At 45.1% G+C, this 19,030-nt stretch carries 14 protein-coding genes; 8 read left to right on the top strand and 6 right to left on the bottom strand.

Translation table 11 applies throughout. The features are described 5' to 3' along the window. Positions 1-3 precede the first annotated feature (3 nt). The gene (locus L8G48_RS08005; RefSeq protein ID WP_248264079.1) at positions 4-1,662 is read left to right on the top strand and encodes an ABC transporter ATP-binding protein/permease; all 1,659 of its coding nucleotides are present in this window, start codon (positions 4-6) and stop codon (positions 1,660-1,662) included. Beyond that, on the top strand, positions 1,659-3,299 hold the full coding sequence (locus L8G48_RS08000; RefSeq protein WP_248264078.1) for an amino acid ABC transporter ATP-binding/permease protein: 1,641 nt from the start codon (positions 1,659-1,661) through the stop codon (positions 3,297-3,299). The genes L8G48_RS08005 and L8G48_RS08000 overlap by 4 nt, the downstream gene beginning before the upstream one ends. 65 nt (positions 3,300-3,364) lie before the next feature. Here the strand turns inward: L8G48_RS08000 and L8G48_RS07995 are convergent, their stop codons facing one another. After that, entirely contained in the window at positions 3,365-5,095 is a 1,731-nt protein-coding gene (locus L8G48_RS07995) for a bifunctional protein tyrosine phosphatase family protein/NAD(P)/FAD-dependent oxidoreductase (RefSeq protein ID WP_248264077.1), read from the bottom strand. A 15-nt stretch (positions 5,096-5,110) separates the two neighbouring features. Then, positions 5,111-5,980: an MBL fold metallo-hydrolase gene (locus L8G48_RS07990; RefSeq protein WP_248264076.1), complete on the bottom strand. Its 870-nt coding sequence runs from the start codon at positions 5,978-5,980 to the stop codon at positions 5,111-5,113. 230 nt (positions 5,981-6,210) lie between these two features. Between L8G48_RS07990 and L8G48_RS07985 the strand changes: the two genes are divergently transcribed. The 5 genes from L8G48_RS07985 to L8G48_RS07965 all read left to right on the top strand — a co-directional run bounded on the left by L8G48_RS07985 (position 6,211) and on the right by L8G48_RS07965 (position 11,290). Beyond that, positions 6,211-7,107 (top strand): MBL fold metallo-hydrolase, encoded by an 897-nt coding sequence (locus L8G48_RS07985; RefSeq protein ID WP_248264075.1) that lies wholly within the window; start codon positions 6,211-6,213, stop codon positions 7,105-7,107. A 30-nt stretch (positions 7,108-7,137) separates the two neighbouring features. Beyond that, positions 7,138-7,770 (top strand): peroxiredoxin, encoded by a 633-nt coding sequence (locus tag L8G48_RS07980; protein ID WP_248264074.1) that lies wholly within the window; start codon positions 7,138-7,140, stop codon positions 7,768-7,770. Between the two features lie 115 nt (positions 7,771-7,885). Then, a complete protein-coding gene (locus L8G48_RS07975; RefSeq protein WP_248264073.1) occupies positions 7,886-8,638 on the top strand; it encodes a sulfite exporter TauE/SafE family protein in 753 nt (250 codons plus the stop codon). Between the two features lie 125 nt (positions 8,639-8,763). Beyond that, complete coding sequence (locus L8G48_RS07970; RefSeq protein WP_248264072.1) at positions 8,764-10,683, top strand: hypothetical protein; 1,920 nt, start codon at positions 8,764-8,766, stop codon at positions 10,681-10,683. Between the two features lie 31 nt (positions 10,684-10,714). Further along, positions 10,715-11,290, top strand: coding sequence for a gamma-glutamylcyclotransferase (locus tag L8G48_RS07965; RefSeq protein WP_248264071.1), 576 nt, complete (start codon positions 10,715-10,717; stop codon positions 11,288-11,290). On the opposite strand, the gene L8G48_RS07960 is transcribed toward L8G48_RS07965, so the two are convergent. Both L8G48_RS07960 and L8G48_RS07955 read right to left on the bottom strand, forming a co-directional pair. Continuing rightward, on the bottom strand, positions 11,280-13,535 hold the full coding sequence (locus L8G48_RS07960) for a GGDEF domain-containing phosphodiesterase (protein ID WP_248264070.1): 2,256 nt from the start codon (positions 13,533-13,535) through the stop codon (positions 11,280-11,282). The two genes, L8G48_RS07965 and L8G48_RS07960, sit on opposite strands and share 11 nt — an antisense overlap. Beyond that, complete coding sequence (locus tag L8G48_RS07955; protein ID WP_248264069.1) at positions 13,535-15,157, bottom strand: EAL domain-containing protein; 1,623 nt, start codon at positions 15,155-15,157, stop codon at positions 13,535-13,537. Before L8G48_RS07955 ends, L8G48_RS07960 begins: the two co-directional genes overlap by 1 nt. Positions 15,158-15,337: 180 nt before the next feature. Between L8G48_RS07955 and L8G48_RS07950 the strand changes: the two genes are divergently transcribed. Next, complete coding sequence (locus L8G48_RS07950; protein WP_248264068.1) at positions 15,338-16,372, top strand: AI-2E family transporter; 1,035 nt, start codon at positions 15,338-15,340, stop codon at positions 16,370-16,372. Positions 16,373-16,655: 283 nt separating this feature from the next. Here L8G48_RS07950 and cfa read toward each other — a convergent pair whose 3' ends face one another. Then, the gene (cfa, locus tag L8G48_RS07945) at positions 16,656-17,771 is read right to left on the bottom strand and encodes a cyclopropane fatty acyl phospholipid synthase (protein WP_248264067.1); all 1,116 of its coding nucleotides are present in this window, start codon (positions 17,769-17,771) and stop codon (positions 16,656-16,658) included. A gap of 76 nt (positions 17,772-17,847) precedes the next feature. Further along, positions 17,848-19,029 (bottom strand): ammonium transporter AmtB, encoded by a 1,182-nt coding sequence (amtB, locus tag L8G48_RS07940; RefSeq protein ID WP_248264066.1) that lies wholly within the window; start codon positions 19,027-19,029, stop codon positions 17,848-17,850. Between the last annotated feature and the right edge of the window lies 1 nt (position 19,030).

Below are 19,030 nucleotides of genomic sequence, written 5' to 3'. Positions count from 1 at the left end.
TTAATGAGTGTTAAGCTCAGTCAGGAATTAAAGGCTGCATCGCTTTATTTGAAAGAGTTAGCTGCCGACGTTAAACGCCCCATTCAGCGGGCGTTTTTATTTGGTTTGCTCAAAACCATGGCGATAATAGCCCAACTTGGGTGCATTGCAGCTTTAGCTCAGTCGGTGTTGGCTGAGAACCAGCCGCTGTTGAGCTTACACGCTACTGGAATCGGCTTAATTCTGAGCACATTGATCAGAGTTAGTGCGGCATATTGGCAACAAAGCTTTTTGCAACAAGCAACCCTTCAGGCAACTCAAACGGCGAGAAAGCGACTGCTTGAACGCTGGCAATGGCAGACGACTCAGGGAACTCCCATAAGCGCTGCGGACGGTGCACTGCAGCTGGAACCTATTGAAGCACTTAAAAGTTATTTTAATCGCTACCTGGTACAACAGTATTTGGTTATATTCTCACCTGTTTTGATATTACTGACTTGCTTTTATATCAACCCGGTTGTCGGCGTATTGCTGTTGCTCAGCGGCCCCGTTATACCCTTGTTTATGGCATTGGTAGGAATTGGAGCTGAGCGTTTGAGTCAAAAGCATGCGCAGCAAACTCATGCGTTGAGCCGGGTTTTTACCGATAAGCTTCGAAACCTGGCGACGATTCAACTGTTTGGTGCAGACGATGCTGCGTTGTCCGATGTTGCTAAAGCCGGAGAAGAATATCGTCAGGCAACCATGTCGACGTTAAAAATTGCTTTCCTTTCGTCTGCGGTTCTTGAGTTTTTTTCAAGTGTCGCGATTGCAGGGGTGGCCCTGTACGTAGGGTTCGGTTTGCTCGGCTATATCGAATGGCTGGGAGCAGACGAACTGACACTGTTTAGTGGGTTGTTCCTGTTATTGTTGGCCCCAGAATATTTTGCTCCGCTGCGTCAGTTTGCACAAAGTTATCACGATCGCGCCGCTGCAATAGGCGCGGCAAGTTTGTTGTCAGAACGGCAAGAGCATACAGGCAGTATGCAGGGAACAAAGGGAGAAAGCTGCTCAAACGGGTTCATTTCCTGGCAAAACCTGTCGGCCATATTAACGCCAGAGTTGCGGATTTCTTACCCTGATACGGACATTAACGAGGGCACATTAACAGTGATTAGCGGCCCCTCAGGCAGTGGTAAAAGTACTTTAATTCGGGTACTTCTGGGCCAAATGCCTTATTCAGGTGCGTTAAAACTGAATAGGATATTGGTGAAAAATGGCGATATTGCGTATTTCGCTCAACAGCCGTTCTTAACGGCAAGTTCGATTCGTAATAATGTGAATTTATACGATAAACACAGTGACACTGAAATCATCAAAACATTTCGGCAATTAAATCTGGGCGGGTTACTGGAGCAACTGCCTCAAGGTCTGGACTCGCAACTTGGTGAAAAAGGTGTGGGCTTATCGGGAGGAGAGCGTCGACGTGTCGCTTTTGCGCGTTGCATATTATCAGGTCGGCGATTGATTATTGCGGATGAACCAACTGAAAACCTGGATGATGAGTCCGCTGATACCATTCGCAAAAACCTTAAGCGTCTTAGTAAGAGCGGAGTGACGGTAATAGCGGCAAGCCACGACCCCAAACTAAAGCAAATTTCAGATCAGTCAGTGCTGATAGACAATTCCCGGGGGCGGTCATGAAAGTCAGCGATTGGCGCTTATTAAAACCTTGGTTGAAACAACTTGGCAGCTACCGAATACAGTTGTTACTGGGCATTGCATTAGCTTTGGCTACTGCATTATTCGGGGTTGGATTGTTATCGCTTTCAGGTTGGTTTATTACCGCTTCAGCCTTATATATTGGGTTTGATATCTATACGCCAGGCGGAGGGATACGCTTTTTTGCTATTGCACGCACAGTCAGTCGTTATCTGGAAAGGCTGTTAAATCATGACTTAGTGCTTAAGCTTCAGGCTCACTGGCGAGTGGCTCTTTTTCGCCTGCTTCAAAAAACACCGTTGCATAAAACGTTGACGTTTCGGGTATCCGATACAGTACAGCAATTGACGTGCAATTTAAGTGCGATGGATAACTTATTCATTAGATTGATAATACCCGCATTGACGTTTTCTTTGGCGACCATGTTCTTGTTTGTATTTTGGTCGTTTTATAATGTCTGGCTGAGTTTGATTTTAGTGCTTGGAGCCACGGCGGTAGTCTATTTCTCATGGACACTGGCAAGTAAAAGCAGGCCGTTAGCGGTTAAGTCTTTGAGACAACAGCAAAGACTTCGTGAGAACGCTATGAATTTTACTGACTCGATCACTGAGCTCTCTGCCTGGGGTCACTATGATGCGCAAAGCAAACGGATTTTAAAGAGCACGCAACAGCTGGAGCAACTTGAAATAGAGCAATTAAAACACCAGCAAAAAATACAACGACTCACCGATAGTGCCTCTCAGATAGTAACTTTGCTCGTGCTAACGCTGACATTAATTCAGTTTGAGCAAGAGCAAATTGGGGCGGCGGTAGCGGTAATGTTAGTGCTATCAGCTATTGCGTGGCAGGAGTTGGCCGGAGAATTGCCCATGCAATGGGTGGGTTATGGTAATACGCTTGCGGCAGCGAGGCGTTTATTAAAGTCAAAATCTGCCGGAGAGCATGCGGCCGACTATCCGCAGGCAACTGACATTACGAGTAACAATACGGCTATAACGATAAAGCTGGATAATCTGATGGTCTGGCGTCAAGGTCGTCCTATTATTGAGAATTTAAGTGTAAGGTTTGAACCAGGATTAGTGCATTGGATTGAAGGCCCTTCAGGAATCGGTAAAAGCACTTTGGCTGAAGTGTTAATGGGGTTTTATCCGGCAGACAGTGTGCAGGGGGAAATTACAACGCAACCCAAGACGAACTTGCTCAATGAGGCGGGTTACCTAACACAAGAAACGGAAATATTTGACGCATCAATTCGTGATAATTTAAACCCTAAACGCTTACCTTTTTTAGAAAGCCACTACTGGAGCGTATTGAAACAAGTCAACCTGGATAAAAAAACGGCTTCTCTAAGTGATAAATTGGATACTTTGATTGGTTCTCATGGAGTTCAATTATCGGGAGGAGAAATGCGTCGTCTGGCTTTGGCCAGAGTACTTTTACAAGACAAGCCCGTGATGATTCTCGATGAGCCATTTGCCGGTATTGAACGTGATTTAGTAAAAACCATACTGGAGCGGATGGTTTCACAATCACCGAAAAAAACATGGATTATTATAAGTCATGTGAATATAGACGATATTCGTGCTGATATTCCCCAGGGACAGAGCATTATATTGTAGGGAGAATAAAAAAGTGACAGCTACCGGGGAGAATAGTAACCGCCACAAGGTTGGGAACTGCTAAGTTATTTCTTTTTGTCTTTAAAGTCACAGGCCTCAGGGGCTGACTGGGGCTCTGGTTTATGAGTCAGATGCTTCGGAGCCGCTAACCATTCCTTGCCTTTAAGCATGAGATCCCAGTAAATCCAGGGCAGCATCTTTTCTTTAAGAAACCATGACAACCGGGAAGGTTTTGTGCCGTCAACTAACCAGCGGGGTAGGGTAGGCTGCAATGTGCCACCATAACCAAATTCGGCTAATACAATTTTGCCACGTTCAACAGTCAGCGGGCATGAGCCGTAACCTTCGTAAACTGCCATTGCGGGTTTGCCTTCTATTGTTGAAAGAAGGTTTTCTGCCACAACGGGGGCTTGCTTGCGAACAGCTGCAGCGGTTTTGGCGTTAGGTGAATTTGAAACATCGCCTACTGCATAGATACTGCCGAAATGTTTATGCTGAAGAGTTTCAGGGCTAACATCCACCCATCCTGCGGAGTCAGCAATTGGGCTTGAAGCAATGACGTCTGGTGGAGTCTGCGGTGGGCAAACATGAAGCATATCAAAAGATTTGACCACTTCTTGGGTGTTACCGCCAAGGTCAGTGAGTTCAAATGTCGCTTGCTTATTGGATCCGTCAACCTTAATCAATTTGTTCTGGAATGCTAGGTTAATACCGTACTTCTCAACGTATTTTTCTAAAGCCGGAACATAGTCTTTAACACCGAAAAGCGCTGCGCCTGCAGTACAAAACTCGACCGAGATATTTTTCAGTGTGCCGTTGCGCCGCCATTCGTCACAGGACAAATACATTGCTTTTTGAGGGGCTCCTGCACACTTAATTGGCATTGGCGGTTGTGTAAAAAGCGCAGTTCCCGATTTTAGTGACTGGGTAAGCTTCCACGTATAAGGAGCCAGCTCAAAACGGTAGTTTGAGGTAACGCCATGCTGACCCAGGCTCTCGCGTAATCCAGGTATCGCATCCCAGTCGAGTTTAAGTCCAGTGGCCACGACCAGTGCCTGATATCCAACAACATCACCGTTTTCTAGCACGATTTGCTGCTGCTCAGGTTGAAACTGGCTTACTGCAGTCTGATACCATTTCGCTTGTTTCGGCATAACAGAGCTCATCAAACGCTTCGTCTGTTCGCGTTCAAAAACACCACCACCAACCAGAGTCCAGCCTGGCTGGTAATAATGAGCTTGCTGTGGTTCGACAATAGCAATGTCAAGATTCGGTTGTCGCTTTAATAAACTAGCTGCGACGGCTTGTCCTCCGGCACCACCACCGACAATAACCACGCTATGATGAATTGAGCTTTTTGCTGTTGATGGTGGTTGTTGATTTCGTTCTTCAATACGCGATTGCTGGCCACGGATGTCATAACCAGCTTGCTGGGCTGTTTCGATAATGACTCGGGGGGTTAAATGTTTTGCTTCGGCTAAAGCCCATAAAGTACATGAGCGTGTTCCGGTTCGACAGTAAGCAAGTACGGGCCCTTGCGCTTTTTGCATAAGAGATTGAAACGCTTCAACATCCGTGTCTGTAATTTGTCCCGAGACTACCGGTAAATGCTCAAATGAAAGGCCATTTCTGTTTGCGGCCTGTCTAATGGTGTCTGAATTTACCTGTTCTTCACTTTCATTGTCAGGCCGATTGCAAACAATGGTTTTAAATCCCATTGAAGCAGCAACACCGACATCATCTGAACTGACTTGAGGAGAAACACTGATAAAGGGGCTGAGTTTGTGAATATCCATAAGCGCTCTCCCTTTTTAAAAAAGATTCAGAGGAATCTTTAAGTAGCGTTGATTGTTATCTTCAGCAGGAGGTAATTGACCAGCCCGCATGTTGACCTGTACCGAGGGCAAAATAAGGCGTGGCATAGCCAGAGTGGCGTCACGCTCGGTACGCATTTTCACAAACTGCTCTTCTGTTTTGCCGCCGCCAACGTGAATATTGTTATTTTTTTGTTTACCAACGGTGGTTTCAAAGGCGTAATCCTCGCGGTTCGGTGCTTTGTAGTCATGGCACATAAATAACCGAGTTTCATCCGGTAGTGCGAACACTTTTTGAATGGATCGATATAATGTTGTCGCATCACCACCGGGGAAGTCGCAGCGGGCTGTACCAAAGTCAGGCATAAAAAGTGTGTCGCCAACAAAAGCGGCGTTACCGATAACGTAAGTCAGGCAGGCCGGTGTGTGACCGGGAGTGTGCAATACGCTAGCCTGAAGCTCTCCAATAGTAAAACTATCACCATCGGCAAATAGGCGGTCAAACTGACAGCCGTCACGAGCGAACTCAGTACCCGCATTAAAGGCTTTGCCAAAGGTATCCTGAACGGTTTTTATGTACTCGCCGATGCCCAGTTTTGCGCCAGTCTTTTCCTGTAAATAAGGCGCTGCCGATAAATGATCAGCATGAACATGAGTTTCTAAAATCCAGTCAACAGTCAATTGATTTTTATTGACGTATTCTAAAATATCGTCAGCAGAGCGAGTGTCAGTGCTGCCCGCCGCGTAATCAAAATCCAGCACTGAATCGATAATAGCGCAATGTTTTGAGTTGGGGTCTCTTACAACGTAACTATAAGTGTTGGTTGGTTCATCGAAAAAGTGTTTAACCATAGGTTGCTGTGGCATATCTCTAAATCTCTTCAATATATCAAAAAGTAATAAGTATATAACTATAGTTTTAATGTACTCCTAATAATGACCACGATCAAATAACGATATGTTATAGCTTACCGTTCTATTAGAACAATATAATTAATCTAAAATTCCGATTAATCTAATCGTCTTTAAATCGCATTTCTATTATTGCTTAAATTCTTTTTTGTTCTATGCTTATAACCAAAGTAAAGGAGGTGATTATGACAAGCATTATTCGTAATAGTCCATCGACGGGTAAACAGTCTCCCGATGTCTGGGGGGTTTATGAAAAGGACACGGGCTCCGTGCAATACTTGGTTGCCGATCCATCGACAAAAAAAGCCGCACTCATTGATGTCGTGCAAAATTTCGACCCACGCAGTGCCAGCTCGTCATACGAGAGTGCCGAAGAAATTTTGCAGTTAGCTAAAGATAATGGCTTAACAATTGAGTGGGTGTTAGATACCCATCCTCACGCCGACCATTTAATGGCTTCGTCTTACTTGAAAGAAAAAACCGGCGCGCCAAATGCTATCGGTGAAAAGACTCGTGAAATTGCAGAGCTTTGGGCTGGCTACTATAACGTACAGGGGTTATTTAAACCTGAAGAAGATTTTGACCGCCTTTTTGAAGAGGGGGATACGTTTAACGTCGGTGAACTCGACGTTCAAGTATGGTTGTCACCGGGACACACTCTGGGTTCAATCACCTATATTTTTGGGGATGCAGCCTTTGTCCACGACACCTTCATGTACCCCGACAGTGGCACTTCTCGTGCGGATTTTCCGGGAGGTTCCTCTAAGGAGCTATGGGATTCGCTTCAGCGGATCTTGAGTTTACCGGATAACACCCGACTTTTCGTTGGCCATGATTATGGCAAAAATGGGCGTGAAGTTCAGTGGGAAGCAACGGTTGCTCAGCACAAAGAATCGAATGTTCACTTGTCCGGTGGTGTGGCAGAAAATCAATACCGGAAAGTGCGCGATGAGCGTGATGAAACACTAGCTTTGCCGGACAGAATGTTACATGCCCTGCAAGTTAACTTACGAGCGGGTCAGTTACCACCCGCTGAGAATGATGGAGAACAGTACTTCAAAATTCCAGCTAATAAATTTTAATTAACACTATTTTTAAAAGAGGAAAACATAATGAGTATACGCATTGGTAGTATCGCACCAAATTTCAAAATTGAAACCACAACCGGAGTCATCGATTTTCACGATTGGGCCAAAGGTTCCTGGACGTTTTTCTTCAGTCACCCAGCAGATTACACGCCTGTTTGCACGACGGAAATGGGACGCACTGCTCAATTGGCGCCTGAGTTTGCCAAGCGTAATGTGAAACCACTGGGCCTTTCAACCGATACGGTTGAAGAGCACTTAGGGTGGATAAAAGACGTCAATGAAACTCAAAATACCGTTTTGGAGTTTCCGATTGTTGCGGATAAAGACAAGAAAGTCGCTGAGTTATACGACATGATTCACCCGGGTGAAGATGATAATGCGGCAATCCGTTCGGTTTACATCATCGACCCAGATATGAAGATTCGTCTAACCATGACTTACCCAATGGCAGTAGGCCGTAATTTTGCCGAAATTCTGCGTGTTATTGATGCCTTACAAACCACAGACGAGCAGGAAGTTGCTTGTCCGGCGGATTGGGAGCCAGGCCAAACGGTTATTATTCGTCCAAGCGTATCTGACGAGGATGCGAAAGTGAAATTCCCACAAGGTTGGGAAACACTGCGACCTTACTTACGTTTGACTGACTTAAATAAATAACCGTACGATTTTTTTTCGGAAATAATGAAAAGTAGGTCGGGCAAATAGCCCGGCCTTTTTTTGTAATTAATTTTGGTTATAATTATATTCTTTTTAAGAATATACGGAGTTGAAAATGCTGCTTGCAATACTCGGGGCTATCTTAATTGGTTTGAGTTTAGGACTTTTTGGCTCTGGGGGCTCGATTCTTACCGTTCCGGTACTAATGTACTTAGTTGAAATGCCCGCCGGAGAGTCTATCGCGTCCTCTTTGTTAATTGTCGCCGGCATCAGTTTATTTGGTTCTATATCCTATATTCGCCGTAAGAACGTAAGTTGGCAGCACTTTTGGGTTTTTGGTATTCCTGGCATGATAGGGACGTATGGCGGAGCTTGGTCAGGAACTCTGGTTGATAGCCGCTGGCAGCTTTTAACCTTCTCTTTGTTAATGATTGTTGCTGCAGCTTTAATGTGGAGAAGCAAACCAAACCCCCCCTCTCAGGTTAATACTATCAATTATTTAAAGGTAACTCTGGAAGGCCTTGTTGTTGGTATTATCACCGGTTTTGTCGGTGTCGGGGGTGGGTTTCTGATTGTTCCTGCATTGGTTTTGTTAGCGGGTTTGTCTATGCCCATAGCAATTGGTACTAGCTTGCTAATCATTGTGATTAAATCAATTGCAGGCTTTTTTAAATACTATGCGGTGATGTCTGCAAACGATGTGCAGTTCGACTGGTTAATCATTGCTATTATGATAGCGGGTGGTGTGTTTGGTAGTATTTTTGGTTCAAAATTAGGTCGCAGTTTACCGAAAGAAAAGCTACAAAAAGGTTTTGCGGTGTTTCTGGTTCTGATGGGCATCTTTGTGATTATAAAGTCAGTTATTTAAAAAGCCACATTATGATTTTATTGTTTTGATTACGACGAGTCTTTAACTTTTTCTATTGCCCGCCGGTTAACTTACCGTTAACCTAAAGCCTTTATTTTTATTGGGTATTGAATAGGGGAAGTTCGGTGGCGTTTGATTACGGTTCGATCGATCTGGGGTTAAAGAACCCGTTTAAAACCGAAGGCTTAGTAACCAGTATTCGTGGTTTGGTGCAGTCGCTGTTTGGTATTTACTTACTGATTGCCGGCGCGGGTGCTGTCAAAGCGGATGCTATTACCGGTTGGGTTTTAGCTGTCTTCGGACTGTTATTACTGGCTGGCGGTATTAAAGTATTAAGTGGCGGTATAATGGCCATGTTGCGCTATTTTGTGGGTCGTAATCACCCTACGTCACTGGCACGCAACTTCAGTAAGTCGGAGCGCAGTACGGCGCAGGAAGAGTCGCAGTACGTTGCTTATAACGATCAGGCTTTAGAAGAAATGCTGATGGGCCGTAAAAACAGCACTTTTATAGAGCCAAAAGGGTTGTTGGCGCGCATTGCCCATACCGTATTTCCCAAACTACTGTTTATGCCTTACCCCATTCGAAATATGGCACAGGGCTTGTTCGGTGCCTGGGTGCAAACGTTAACGGCTATGGTCGCTTTTGGGTTTGCGGCATTTGTGTCGCTGGCTGGTTTTGCCGGTGATGCTGGAATGCTCGCTTTTCCCGTCTACACCGTGTTGTTAACGCTATATATCATGCATGTCTGGAAAGCCGCCGGCAAAGCTATATCCCGTGGTGCCGAGCAGTCTATTGAGCCAATGGGCAGTGGCGATTTAGCGAAAACCATTGCTTTTGCATTATTGCTGCCGGTTGTTGTGGGTCTGATGGTCAGCTGGTGGATGAATGTTGCTGACTTAACCGCTGCGACAATTGAGCAACGGTTTGCGGCTTTACCTAATTTTCACGCCGGATGGTATTTACTGAGCATTTTTGTTGGCGCTATTGTTTGCACGGTGGTTACCGTCGTGCTGCTGAAAAAACGTTTAGCCCATGCGAATCCGGTTGCAGAGGTGTCCGAGTTGCGTGAAAACTGGCAGGAGTCGGTACACCCTAAAGAAATCTTCATTAATCTGGATAATCTGGTCATGGCAAACCGGCGTTACCGGGAAGTACCTAACCGGGTTTATCGTGAGCTGGACCCTAATTTACAGGAGCACGTAGACGGTAAAGGCGCATTTAGTGGGGAAATGATTCAGGAAATTCAGCCACAAGTAAAACCGATGGGGCTGGGTGCTTTATTTGAAAAGTTCCGCTTTATCAGTTTATTGCTGGGTAATAGCTTATTCATTGTAGGTGTGCTTTTTAGCTTCTTTTTAGCCTATGCCACGGTAGATGTGGTGCAAGTGCTGGATAGCATCAACTATCGGCTGTCAGAAAACACGGCTTATTCCGACGTAATGATGTTGGCTGGTGTTGCCATGACGGCAATTCATTTTCTGTTGATTGGTTATGTCCTGCGCGCTTTTGCACGTTTGGCGGCAAATATTGCGCACCTGTTTTACGCGGAGATTCAGTTTGAATCGATGCTGATTTACTTCAAGTGCGAAGGTACTTTTACTGAGTCGAAAATTTCAACCGGTGCAGCTATTCATGACAGTACCCGTTCAGAAAACACCTTAGTCCGCAGCAGTATCACTCCCTGGGTTATTGTGTCGCATATTGTGTCGACAACTTTTGCGGCAACGGGAATGAAAAACCTGGAACATCCGCGGCATATTCTGGAAATGCACAAATCGGATGGTGATATGGCATCGATTCGCAAAGACGTTATCGACTTTCTTAAAGACCGTGAGTCTATTGCTTCTATTACCAGCAACCGAGACTTAGGTAATGCCTCGCAGATACACCAGCTGAACGAACAGACACGAGCCATTCCGACCAGTCAGGAAAAGTTGCAACAAGCTAAACAGCAGGTTTCAGATGACGAAGCGGCGGGCTATTTGCGGCAACAGGAAGAACGTGAATCAGGCGATGAAACGGAAGCAGAAAAAGACCGTTGATTTTAATCAAATAAAGTAGCAGGCGAGCTTTATGTCACAGAATACCATGGCGATAAATAAAGAGCGGCAGGATTTAAGTGGGCTGGACGCGGTTTGGTTGTTTGGTTACGGGTCACTTATTTACAAAGTCGACTTTCCTTATCTGGAACGAGCGCCGGCCTCTATAAAAGGCTGGTCGCGGCGTTTCTGGCAGGGCTCTCACGACCACCGGGGTACGCCAGAGACGCCCGGCAGGGTATTGACGTTAATTGAAACACCGGGCGAAGTCTGTACGGGGATGGCGTATAAAGTCTCACCAAAGGTGTTTGAACATTTAGATCACCGGGAAAAAAATGGCTACCTGCGTTTTACAACGGCAATGACCTTTAGTGACGGTTCGCAGCAGGAAGGGTTGGTTTATATAGCAACGGAAGATAACGAAGCTTTTCTGGGAGATGCCCCGGAGCCTGAAATAGCGGCTCACATTGCCAGGGCTTCGGGGCCCAGCGGAGCCAACGCTGAATATTTGGTGAAACTTCAGCTAGCGTTGCAGCAAATGGGCGTGAATGACCCCCATATTACTCAGATTTATGAGGCGTTAGTAGGCGACGAATCACTTAGTCATTGATAAACACCTCATCAGCGGCTTGTGGTAGCTTGTAAAGCTGCCCTTGCCAGTAATGGCAACCGAACTCTTTGAGTTTATCGAATTGAGCCTGATTTTCTACGCCAACCGCCTGCACTTCCAAATCTAACTCTGAGGTCATGCGACTAATCGCCTTGACCAGGTTTCGGGAGCGCTCGTTGGTATCCAGATCCCGGATAAATTCACGTTCAATTTTAATTTTGCTAACCGCCATGGTTTTCAGGTGCAGCATACTGCCGATGCCCTTACCAAACCGATCGATGACCAGAGTAATACCTAACTGTTGCAGTTGTTCAATAATATCCAGTGTGTCCGGCAGTGGTTCACTCAGGCTACTTTCACTTAAATCGAATTCAATGTTAGCCAACAGCTGAGGGTTTTCTATATTTAACCGACTCATGGCCTGGTAGAGGCGTTTTGATATTTGCTCAGTGGCCAAATTAACGGCGACCCTGCCCGGAGTGATACCTTGCTGTTGCCAGCTACCAATTTGGGCAACCACGTTTTCTATGACCCATATGCCCAGAGTATCGAGCATGCCATTTGCGTCAAACTGGGATAAAAATTGCTCCGGGTACAAGGTGCCGAGCTCGGGGTGCTCCCAGCGCAGCAATGCCTCAACCCCTACAACCTGTTTATCCATATTCAGTACGGGCTGATAGACCAGTTGCATTTGGTGATTCTGGAGAACGCTGTGTACGTCTTCTTCCAGCTGAATTTCATGGTAAGAGCGACGCTCAAGTTCCTGTTTAAAATAGGTCTGATTTTCGTTGTTCTGGTCTTTGGCCGAGTTCATTGCCAGGTTGGCCTCAGCTAATAGTTTACCAGCATCGTAGCCGTCTAACGGATAGACGCTGGCGCCAATACTCGCGGTCAATTCAATCTGTTGATCATTACTGGCGAGAACGAAGGGACGCTCGTACGCCTTCTGAATTTGCAGAATAATATTCTGAATATCGATATATTCGACAACATGATTCAGAACAATGGCAAACTCATCGCCACCCAGGTTGTATAGCTTAGTGCCAAAAGGCGTGACTTCTTTGAGTCTCTGGGTCAGACGCTGTAAGATTTTATCACCAATGTGATGACCGTACTTATCGTTGACCTGGTGGAAACGATTGATATTCATAACTAATACCGCAGCGAGTCGATCACTGGGCAGTTCATCCAGCAATTTGGACAAATCTAAAGTTAGCGAGTTACCGTTTGGTAATCTGGTTAAATCGTCAAAAAACGCTAACCTTTGTAACTGCCGCTGTTGTTGTTTCATTCGGGTTACATCGCTTAATGTAGCGATATAAACAGCCCGCTCGGAAAAACCTTGAATGGCTTCCTTAATTGTCAAATTAGCCGAATAACGTCTATTGTCAGCGTTGCGGCCAACAATTAAAATGTTTTGGTTGCAGGGGAAATGACTCTCAAGATCGTCGATGTCGGTTGTTGTCAGCAATTCTTCCAGCTTTGAATTAAGGCTTATGGATTCATTCATTCCTGAAATTTCGGTAAACGACGTATCGACACTAATGATTCTACGATGTTTATCGAGCAAAGCAATGCCGCACAAGACACCGTGCTCCGAGATATCGCCGGTATTCCCATTAGAGCTCTCAATATAATCTGCAGAGATGTTCGTCCAAACCCCCTGAAAACTGAGCGGACGTTTATTCGTGCGGCGCAGTTCATCGCGTATCCATACATAATGTCCCTGCTTGTGACGGAAACGGTATTCGTAAAAAAAATGAGCTTCTTCAATGCCTCTTAAAATTGTCTTTTTTGCCAGTTGTAAATCGTTAGGGTGAATATTCTGCTGCCACCAGCCGGGGGCTTTAATTTCTTCTGTTGTGTAACCTATAATGCGCTCGCAATTTGGGCTGACCCAATCAATGCGAATTTCAGATTCATTTGCACAAAGTTCATAATGAACGGTCGGACTGTTTTCAAGATAGCTGTACAGTAATTGACGCGATCTGTTGAGTCGTAAGACCCAACTACGGATAAAGACAAACGGAAAAATAATGGAGAAAGCAACAAGTCCCCAGAGTCTCAATTGAACGAAAATCTGCTTGACGTTAGGTTCCAGCGTTAAATAGGAAATAACAGCATAAGTTCCTAAACCCCATACACTGGTGGCAAGTATATAGCCAAGCACCAGCATCACTTCCGGGCGATGTAAGAACGGAATGTGCCACTTTTTTGATGTTGCTAAATCTATCTTGTCTTTCATTATCTCATCCGGGCCCAGGGTATATCTGCTTTCTTCAATGACTGACTGAGAATCGATCCTTGTAGTTCTTCACATCCTATTTGCTTTAACAGCAGTAATTTAGCGCGATCATTAATGCCTGTGGCTATGGTTGTTAAACCGCGGGCTCTGGCCATTTTGACCATAGACGCCAGTTCGCGTTTTTTATCGCTGTTTGATGTTGCTTTTTGAACCAACTCTTCAGATAACTTGACGGCATCCACCGGGAGCACGAAAAGTGACTGTATGGTCGAGCGCCCTTCGCCAAAATGAGCGGCAATAACATTACAGCCAACGCTGCGTAACTTTTCCAGGTAAAGCCTGGATTTTTCTGAAAGTGACATTAATGCACGTTCGCTGACTTCTATATAAACGTTGCGGGCTGGACATTTTGTTTCCTGAAGTTCGTGAGCCATTACGTTTAGTACAATAGGATCAACGGTATCATTAATAGTGATATTAATAGAAATTCGTACAGTGGCTTTTTGTTTTTGCCAAATTTTCAGGTCGTTAAATGTGCGTTGGAGCATCCAGGATGTGAATTGCTGGGTTAGAGAAGCTTCTTCTATCATGGGTTTGAACTCATTTAAGTTCATGCCACCCCGTTTCGGGTGCACCCATTTTGCAGAGACTTCCAGTACTGAGAAGTAACCCGTATTGGTGTTGAGGCGCGGTTGGTAATAAAGCTGTATGTCATCGTTTTCCATGGCCTCGCTAAACTGGCGGGAGAAAGTGATTTCTTCAATTTGGTCAATAGCGTCGTCATTTTGTTCTAAAAACGAAAACTGTTGTTTTTTCTGAAGCGCGTTAAATGCATGCGCCTGAGCTTCATCGAAAACTTTTTGATGATTTTCTTTGAGCTGATCCTTTTTAACCCTCAGCACACCTGCCGCACTGTCCATTTGATAAGAAACGCCATCAACCACTATGGGTTTTTCTAAAAAATTCTCGATTTTGCTTTGCAATTCCTCGGTGTTTTGTTCTGCATCAGCGCTGACACCAACCAATTCATTCTTTGAGGTTTGGCCAACCTGTATTTGGTCACCCAGCAGTTTTTTTAACTGAATTGCCATTTGTTTTACGAGTTCATTCGCTTTTTCTGTACCGACTTGCTGCTGAATTTTTTCCATATTTTGTAAACGGAAATTAAAAATATCGACCAAATCATCATCAGAGCCGTCTTTACTGTTTCCAATCGTTTTTAATTGTTCTAATAAGGCATGAATATTCGGCAAGTCTGTGCCCTGGTGTTTAAATTTAGCACGTTGTTCGGCGCCGTTTAGATTTTTAACCACTCGGGCTATGATTCCGGTAAAAGTTGCAACGAAGGTGTAAGCCAATAGACGAAGCACCCAGCCGCCGGCAATTTCGTTGCTGCTTATTACAGTGTCAGAAAAAGAAAAGGGACTGAGTAAGATGCCACACATGAGTCCTGCCAGCGCACCAATACGAGGGCCAAGTAGCAGTCCGGTTAATACTAGCGGAAAGTACAGTAAATGCTCATAGAGGTTTGGGAGTCCTCCAGTCATTTCAATGACCCGGATAAAAGCTGCAATGAAAATAGCCAAAACAAAACCGATAAACACCTGTTTTTCGGCGTCCATCTTTGTAACGCTAATTAAATTTTCTCTGCACCAGCTGTTAAAGCTGTAAGAATCATTGGGTTTAGGCATTTATTCTTATCAGTTGTGATAAATTATGTATTTAACTCTTTTGAGATTGTTAGCTAATATGAAGTCTGTCAAGTTTTTGTGTAAAGAATTATTGATGCCAAGGAAGCAAGTATGCGCGAATCATTAGAAAGACGGTCGTTTTTACTCACCTTGGCTCTGGTCAGTATTGCTTTTGCCTGGGTGCTAATACCCTTTTGGGGAGCCATTTTTTGGGCTTGTGTGGTGGCTGTTATTTTTTCTCCGCTACAGCAACGATTTAAGGAAAAATTCGGTGACAAACCGAATCGTGCGGCACTTGTGACCTTATTGATTGCTCTTGTTATTGTAGTGATACCGGTGCTGGGTATTTCGTATTCCTTTGTGCAAGAGGGAGTGAGCTTTTACCAACGGCTGGATGAAGGAAAAATTAAGCCCGGTAAACTCTTTGATGAGATTCAAACAGCTTTTCCGGTTATTAATGATTTATTGGCTCAGTTTGACATTAAAGCGAGCGATGTGCGAGATAAAATATCCTCGACAGCGGTCAGTGGCAGTAAATTTTTAGCCGAGGAAGCGTTAAGCATCGGTCAGAATACGTTCTCTTTTCTTATAAGTCTGGCCTTGATGGTTTATCTTACCTTTTTCCTGCTGCGAGATGGTCATCGGTTAATTAATTTGATGGTTAAAGCATTACCTTTAGGCGATGAGCGAGAGCATAAACTCTTTACCAAGTTTGCTGAAGTAACGCGAGCAACGGTGAAAGGAAATTTGGTCGTTGCCATAGTCCAGGGCGCGTTAGGCGGTATTATTTTCGCCTTGCTCAGTATTCCGGGAGCCTTGCTATGGGGCGTTGTAATGGCGTTCTTGTCATTAATTCCAGCCGTTGGGGCTAGCTTAGTCTGGTTGCCGGTGTCCATTTATTTATACGCAACAGGAAACTGGATATCCGCGACCATACTAGTAGCTTATGGTGCCGTAGTTATTGGTTTGGCGGACAACGTATTGCGTCCGATTCTGGTGGGGCGTGATACGAAACTACCCGATTACCTGGTGCTGTTTTCGACCCTGGGTGGTTTGTCGTTATTTGGCATAACCGGGTTTGTTTTAGGGCCGCTGGTTGCAGCCCTGTTTTTGGTATTCTGGAATATTTTTATGACGGAATTCTAGGGCGTGTTGATCTTTTCTGATTGCTTTTGCAGCAGATTGGCTGATATTTATACAAGGCAGAGCTTGTGATGTGTAGTTATTCTACATGAACAAGCGATAACGCCGTAGAAATATCAGCCAAGTGCTGCCCGAAGGGTTCGTCTGGCGACGCTTTGCTCTTTGTCACTCGTCGCTTATTTAGAATAACTAAACTTCGTTCCTCGTTTCGCGATCAAAACGTCGCCAGAACGAACAAAATCTAATCAGCAAAGATCAACACGCCCTAGAGTTTGAGTACGGCCTCTTAAAGCTGAGGCCGTTGATACCCGCCAACCTGACCTTTAGGTGACAACACCCATTGCCATAACTGAATGTCGCGGGCACGGAACGCACCGGCACAGGACAACAAATAGTATTTCCACATACGATAAAATTCGTCATCAAACTCAGATTTCAGTTCTGGCCAGGCTTTATCAAAGTTCTCGAACCAGGCCATTAAGGTTTTATCGTAGTCCTGTCCAAAGTTGTGGAAGTCTTCGCAGATAAACTTCTTCTCTATTGAATCGCCAATTTGTGCAACAGAAGGCACCATTCCATTGGGGAAGATATACTTGCTTATCCACGGGTCAGCCGCAGTATCACTGACATTTTTGCCAATGGTGTGCAGCAAAAACAGACCATCCTCTTTGGTACAACGCAGGGCGACATCCATATATTCGTCATAGTTTTTTTGCCCAACGTGCTCAAACATACCGATGCTAATAACACGATCAAACTTTTCGTCGACATCGCGGTAGTCTTGTAAACGGAACTCTACCGGCAGGTGTTTACAACGCTCGTTGCCAAGCTCAACTTGTTCTTTTGATATGGTCAAACCAACACATTCAACGCCATAGTTTTCGGCTGCGTATTGCATGAAGCTGCCCCAGCCACAGCCAATATCAAGAACTCGCATGCCAGGCTCTAAGCCTAATTTTTTACAGCAAAGTTCAAGTTTATCTCGCTGAGCTTCATCAATATCGTTGGCTTTTTCCCAATAAGCACACGTGTAAACCATGCGTTCATCAAGCATCGCTTCATAAAGCGCATTGCTCAGGTCATAATGGTGTTGGCCAACTTCCCAGGCTTTTGATTTGGTTTGCAGATTAAAAATGCGGCTTTTTAAAGAATGGAATATTAAGCTGGCTGGGTTAACTTCATCCTGAATACCGGAGCGCAGTAGTTTAAAGAAAAACTGATCGAGTGATTCAGCATCCCAGAGGCGTGCCATATAGGATTCACCGAGCCCCAGATTGCCCCGGGATAAAGTTTGGTCAAAGACAGATTCATCGTGAATCTGCATATCCCAGGCTCTGTCGCCATTAATCCGAATATCTGCTTTAGCTAAAAGCTCTTCAACATACTCTCGTGATGTCGCCATACTTTTTACGCCCATTCCTGAAAATAATGGTGAGGAATACTATCAAGAATAGGCGAACCTAACAATAAATAGCCGCTTAACCATCCTTTTTAGATGTAAACTCAGGATAAGCTTCAACGCCGCAATCGACTTGATCTAAGCCAATATATTCTTGCTCTTTGGTGACACGAATGCCCGATACGAGCTTCAGTAAAGCCCAGACAATAAGGCTGCTGACAAACACCCAGCAGAAAATGGTACCGACGCCGGCTAACTGTATGAGAAAACTGGCACTTTTATCACTGACAGGAACCACAAGAGTACCGAAAACACCAACCACACCGTGCACTGAAATAGCGCCGACCGGATCATCAATATGAAGTTTATCCAGACCAATAATTGAGAGAATAACAATGAGCCCGGCAATAAAACCGATAACACCAGCAAGCCAGGGGGCTGGAGTAACGGGCTGTGCGGTTATGGCTACTAAGCCAGCTAATGCGCCGTTTAAAATCATGGTTAAATCGGCTTTTTTCCAGAGTAGTTTGGTGAATAACAAAGCAGCGATAGTGCCTGCTGCGGCAGAGGTGTTAGTATTAACAAACGCGCGTGAAATGGCATTGGCATCGTCAACTGAACTTAGCGCTAACTGAGAGCCTCCGTTAAAACCGAACCAGCCAAACCAAAGAATAAACGTACCCAGCGCAGCCAGTGGCATATTGGATCCCGGCAGGGCATTGATACTGCCGTCACGCAGATACTTACCTGAGCGTGGGCCAAGCAACAGAACGGCTGCGAATGCGGCCGAGGCTCCGGTTAAATGCACAATACTGGAACCGGCAAAATCGACAAAACCCCATTCGGAAATCATGCCTCCGCCCCAGGTCCATAAACCTTGTACCGGGTAAATGACAGCGCTAAGCACCACGCAAAATACTAAAAAGCTCATTAGTTTCATACGCTCTGCAACTGCGCCTGAAACGATCGACATAGCGGTAGCAACAAACACCATCTGGAAAAAGAAGTTGGCGTCCGCCGAATATGCCGAAACGGATGGATTCGGGTACATAACTTGGTAACCGATGATCAAATAGCTAATGCAGGCAATGGCATAAAGCGCGATGTTTTTGGTCAGGATTTCGGTGGTATTTTTGCTTCTGACCAAACCCGCTTCGAGCATTGAAAACCCGGCCGCCATCCACATAACCAGCGCCCCGGATATCAGTAAATAGAAAGTATCTACCGCAAAAGTCAGTTGTTGTAAGTCTTGTGATTCCATG

This window comes from Idiomarina aminovorans (assembly GCF_023155095.1).
Lineage (GTDB): Bacteria > Pseudomonadota > Gammaproteobacteria > Enterobacterales > Alteromonadaceae > Idiomarina > Idiomarina aminovorans.
Note: the sequence above shows the minus strand (reverse complement) of the source record. Positions and strands in the feature narration are given on the sequence as shown.

What these genes read in the sequence shown, in the direction of transcription:
- L8G48_RS07950 (WP_248264068.1), top strand. Translation starts at nt 15,338, where the DNA reads ATGCGCGAATCATTAGAAAGACGGTCGTTTTTACTCACCTTGGCTCTG.
- L8G48_RS07965 (WP_248264071.1), top strand. Translation starts at nt 10,715, where the DNA reads ATGTCACAGAATACCATGGCGATAAATAAAGAGCGGCAGGATTTAAGT.
- L8G48_RS07995 (WP_248264077.1), bottom strand. Translation starts at nt 5,095, where the DNA reads ATGGATATTCACAAACTCAGCCCCTTTATCAGTGTTTCTCCTCAAGTC.
- L8G48_RS08000 (WP_248264078.1), top strand. Translation starts at nt 1,659, where the DNA reads ATGAAAGTCAGCGATTGGCGCTTATTAAAACCTTGGTTGAAACAACTT.
- L8G48_RS07985 (WP_248264075.1), top strand. Translation starts at nt 6,211, where the DNA reads ATGACAAGCATTATTCGTAATAGTCCATCGACGGGTAAACAGTCTCCC.
- L8G48_RS07960 (WP_248264070.1), bottom strand. Translation starts at nt 13,535, where the DNA reads ATGAAAGACAAGATAGATTTAGCAACATCAAAAAAGTGGCACATTCCG.
- L8G48_RS07980 (WP_248264074.1), top strand. Translation starts at nt 7,138, where the DNA reads ATGAGTATACGCATTGGTAGTATCGCACCAAATTTCAAAATTGAAACC.
- L8G48_RS07955 (WP_248264069.1), bottom strand. Translation starts at nt 15,157, where the DNA reads ATGGACGCCGAAAAACAGGTGTTTATCGGTTTTGTTTTGGCTATTTTC.
- amtB (WP_248264066.1), bottom strand. Translation starts at nt 19,029, where the DNA reads ATGGAATCACAAGACTTACAACAACTGACTTTTGCGGTAGATACTTTC.
- L8G48_RS08005 (WP_248264079.1), top strand. Translation starts at nt 4, where the DNA reads ATGAGTGTTAAGCTCAGTCAGGAATTAAAGGCTGCATCGCTTTATTTG.
- cfa (WP_248264067.1), bottom strand. Translation starts at nt 17,771, where the DNA reads ATGGCGACATCACGAGAGTATGTTGAAGAGCTTTTAGCTAAAGCAGAT.
- L8G48_RS07975 (WP_248264073.1), top strand. Translation starts at nt 7,886, where the DNA reads ATGCTGCTTGCAATACTCGGGGCTATCTTAATTGGTTTGAGTTTAGGA.
- L8G48_RS07990 (WP_248264076.1), bottom strand. Translation starts at nt 5,980, where the DNA reads ATGCCACAGCAACCTATGGTTAAACACTTTTTCGATGAACCAACCAAC.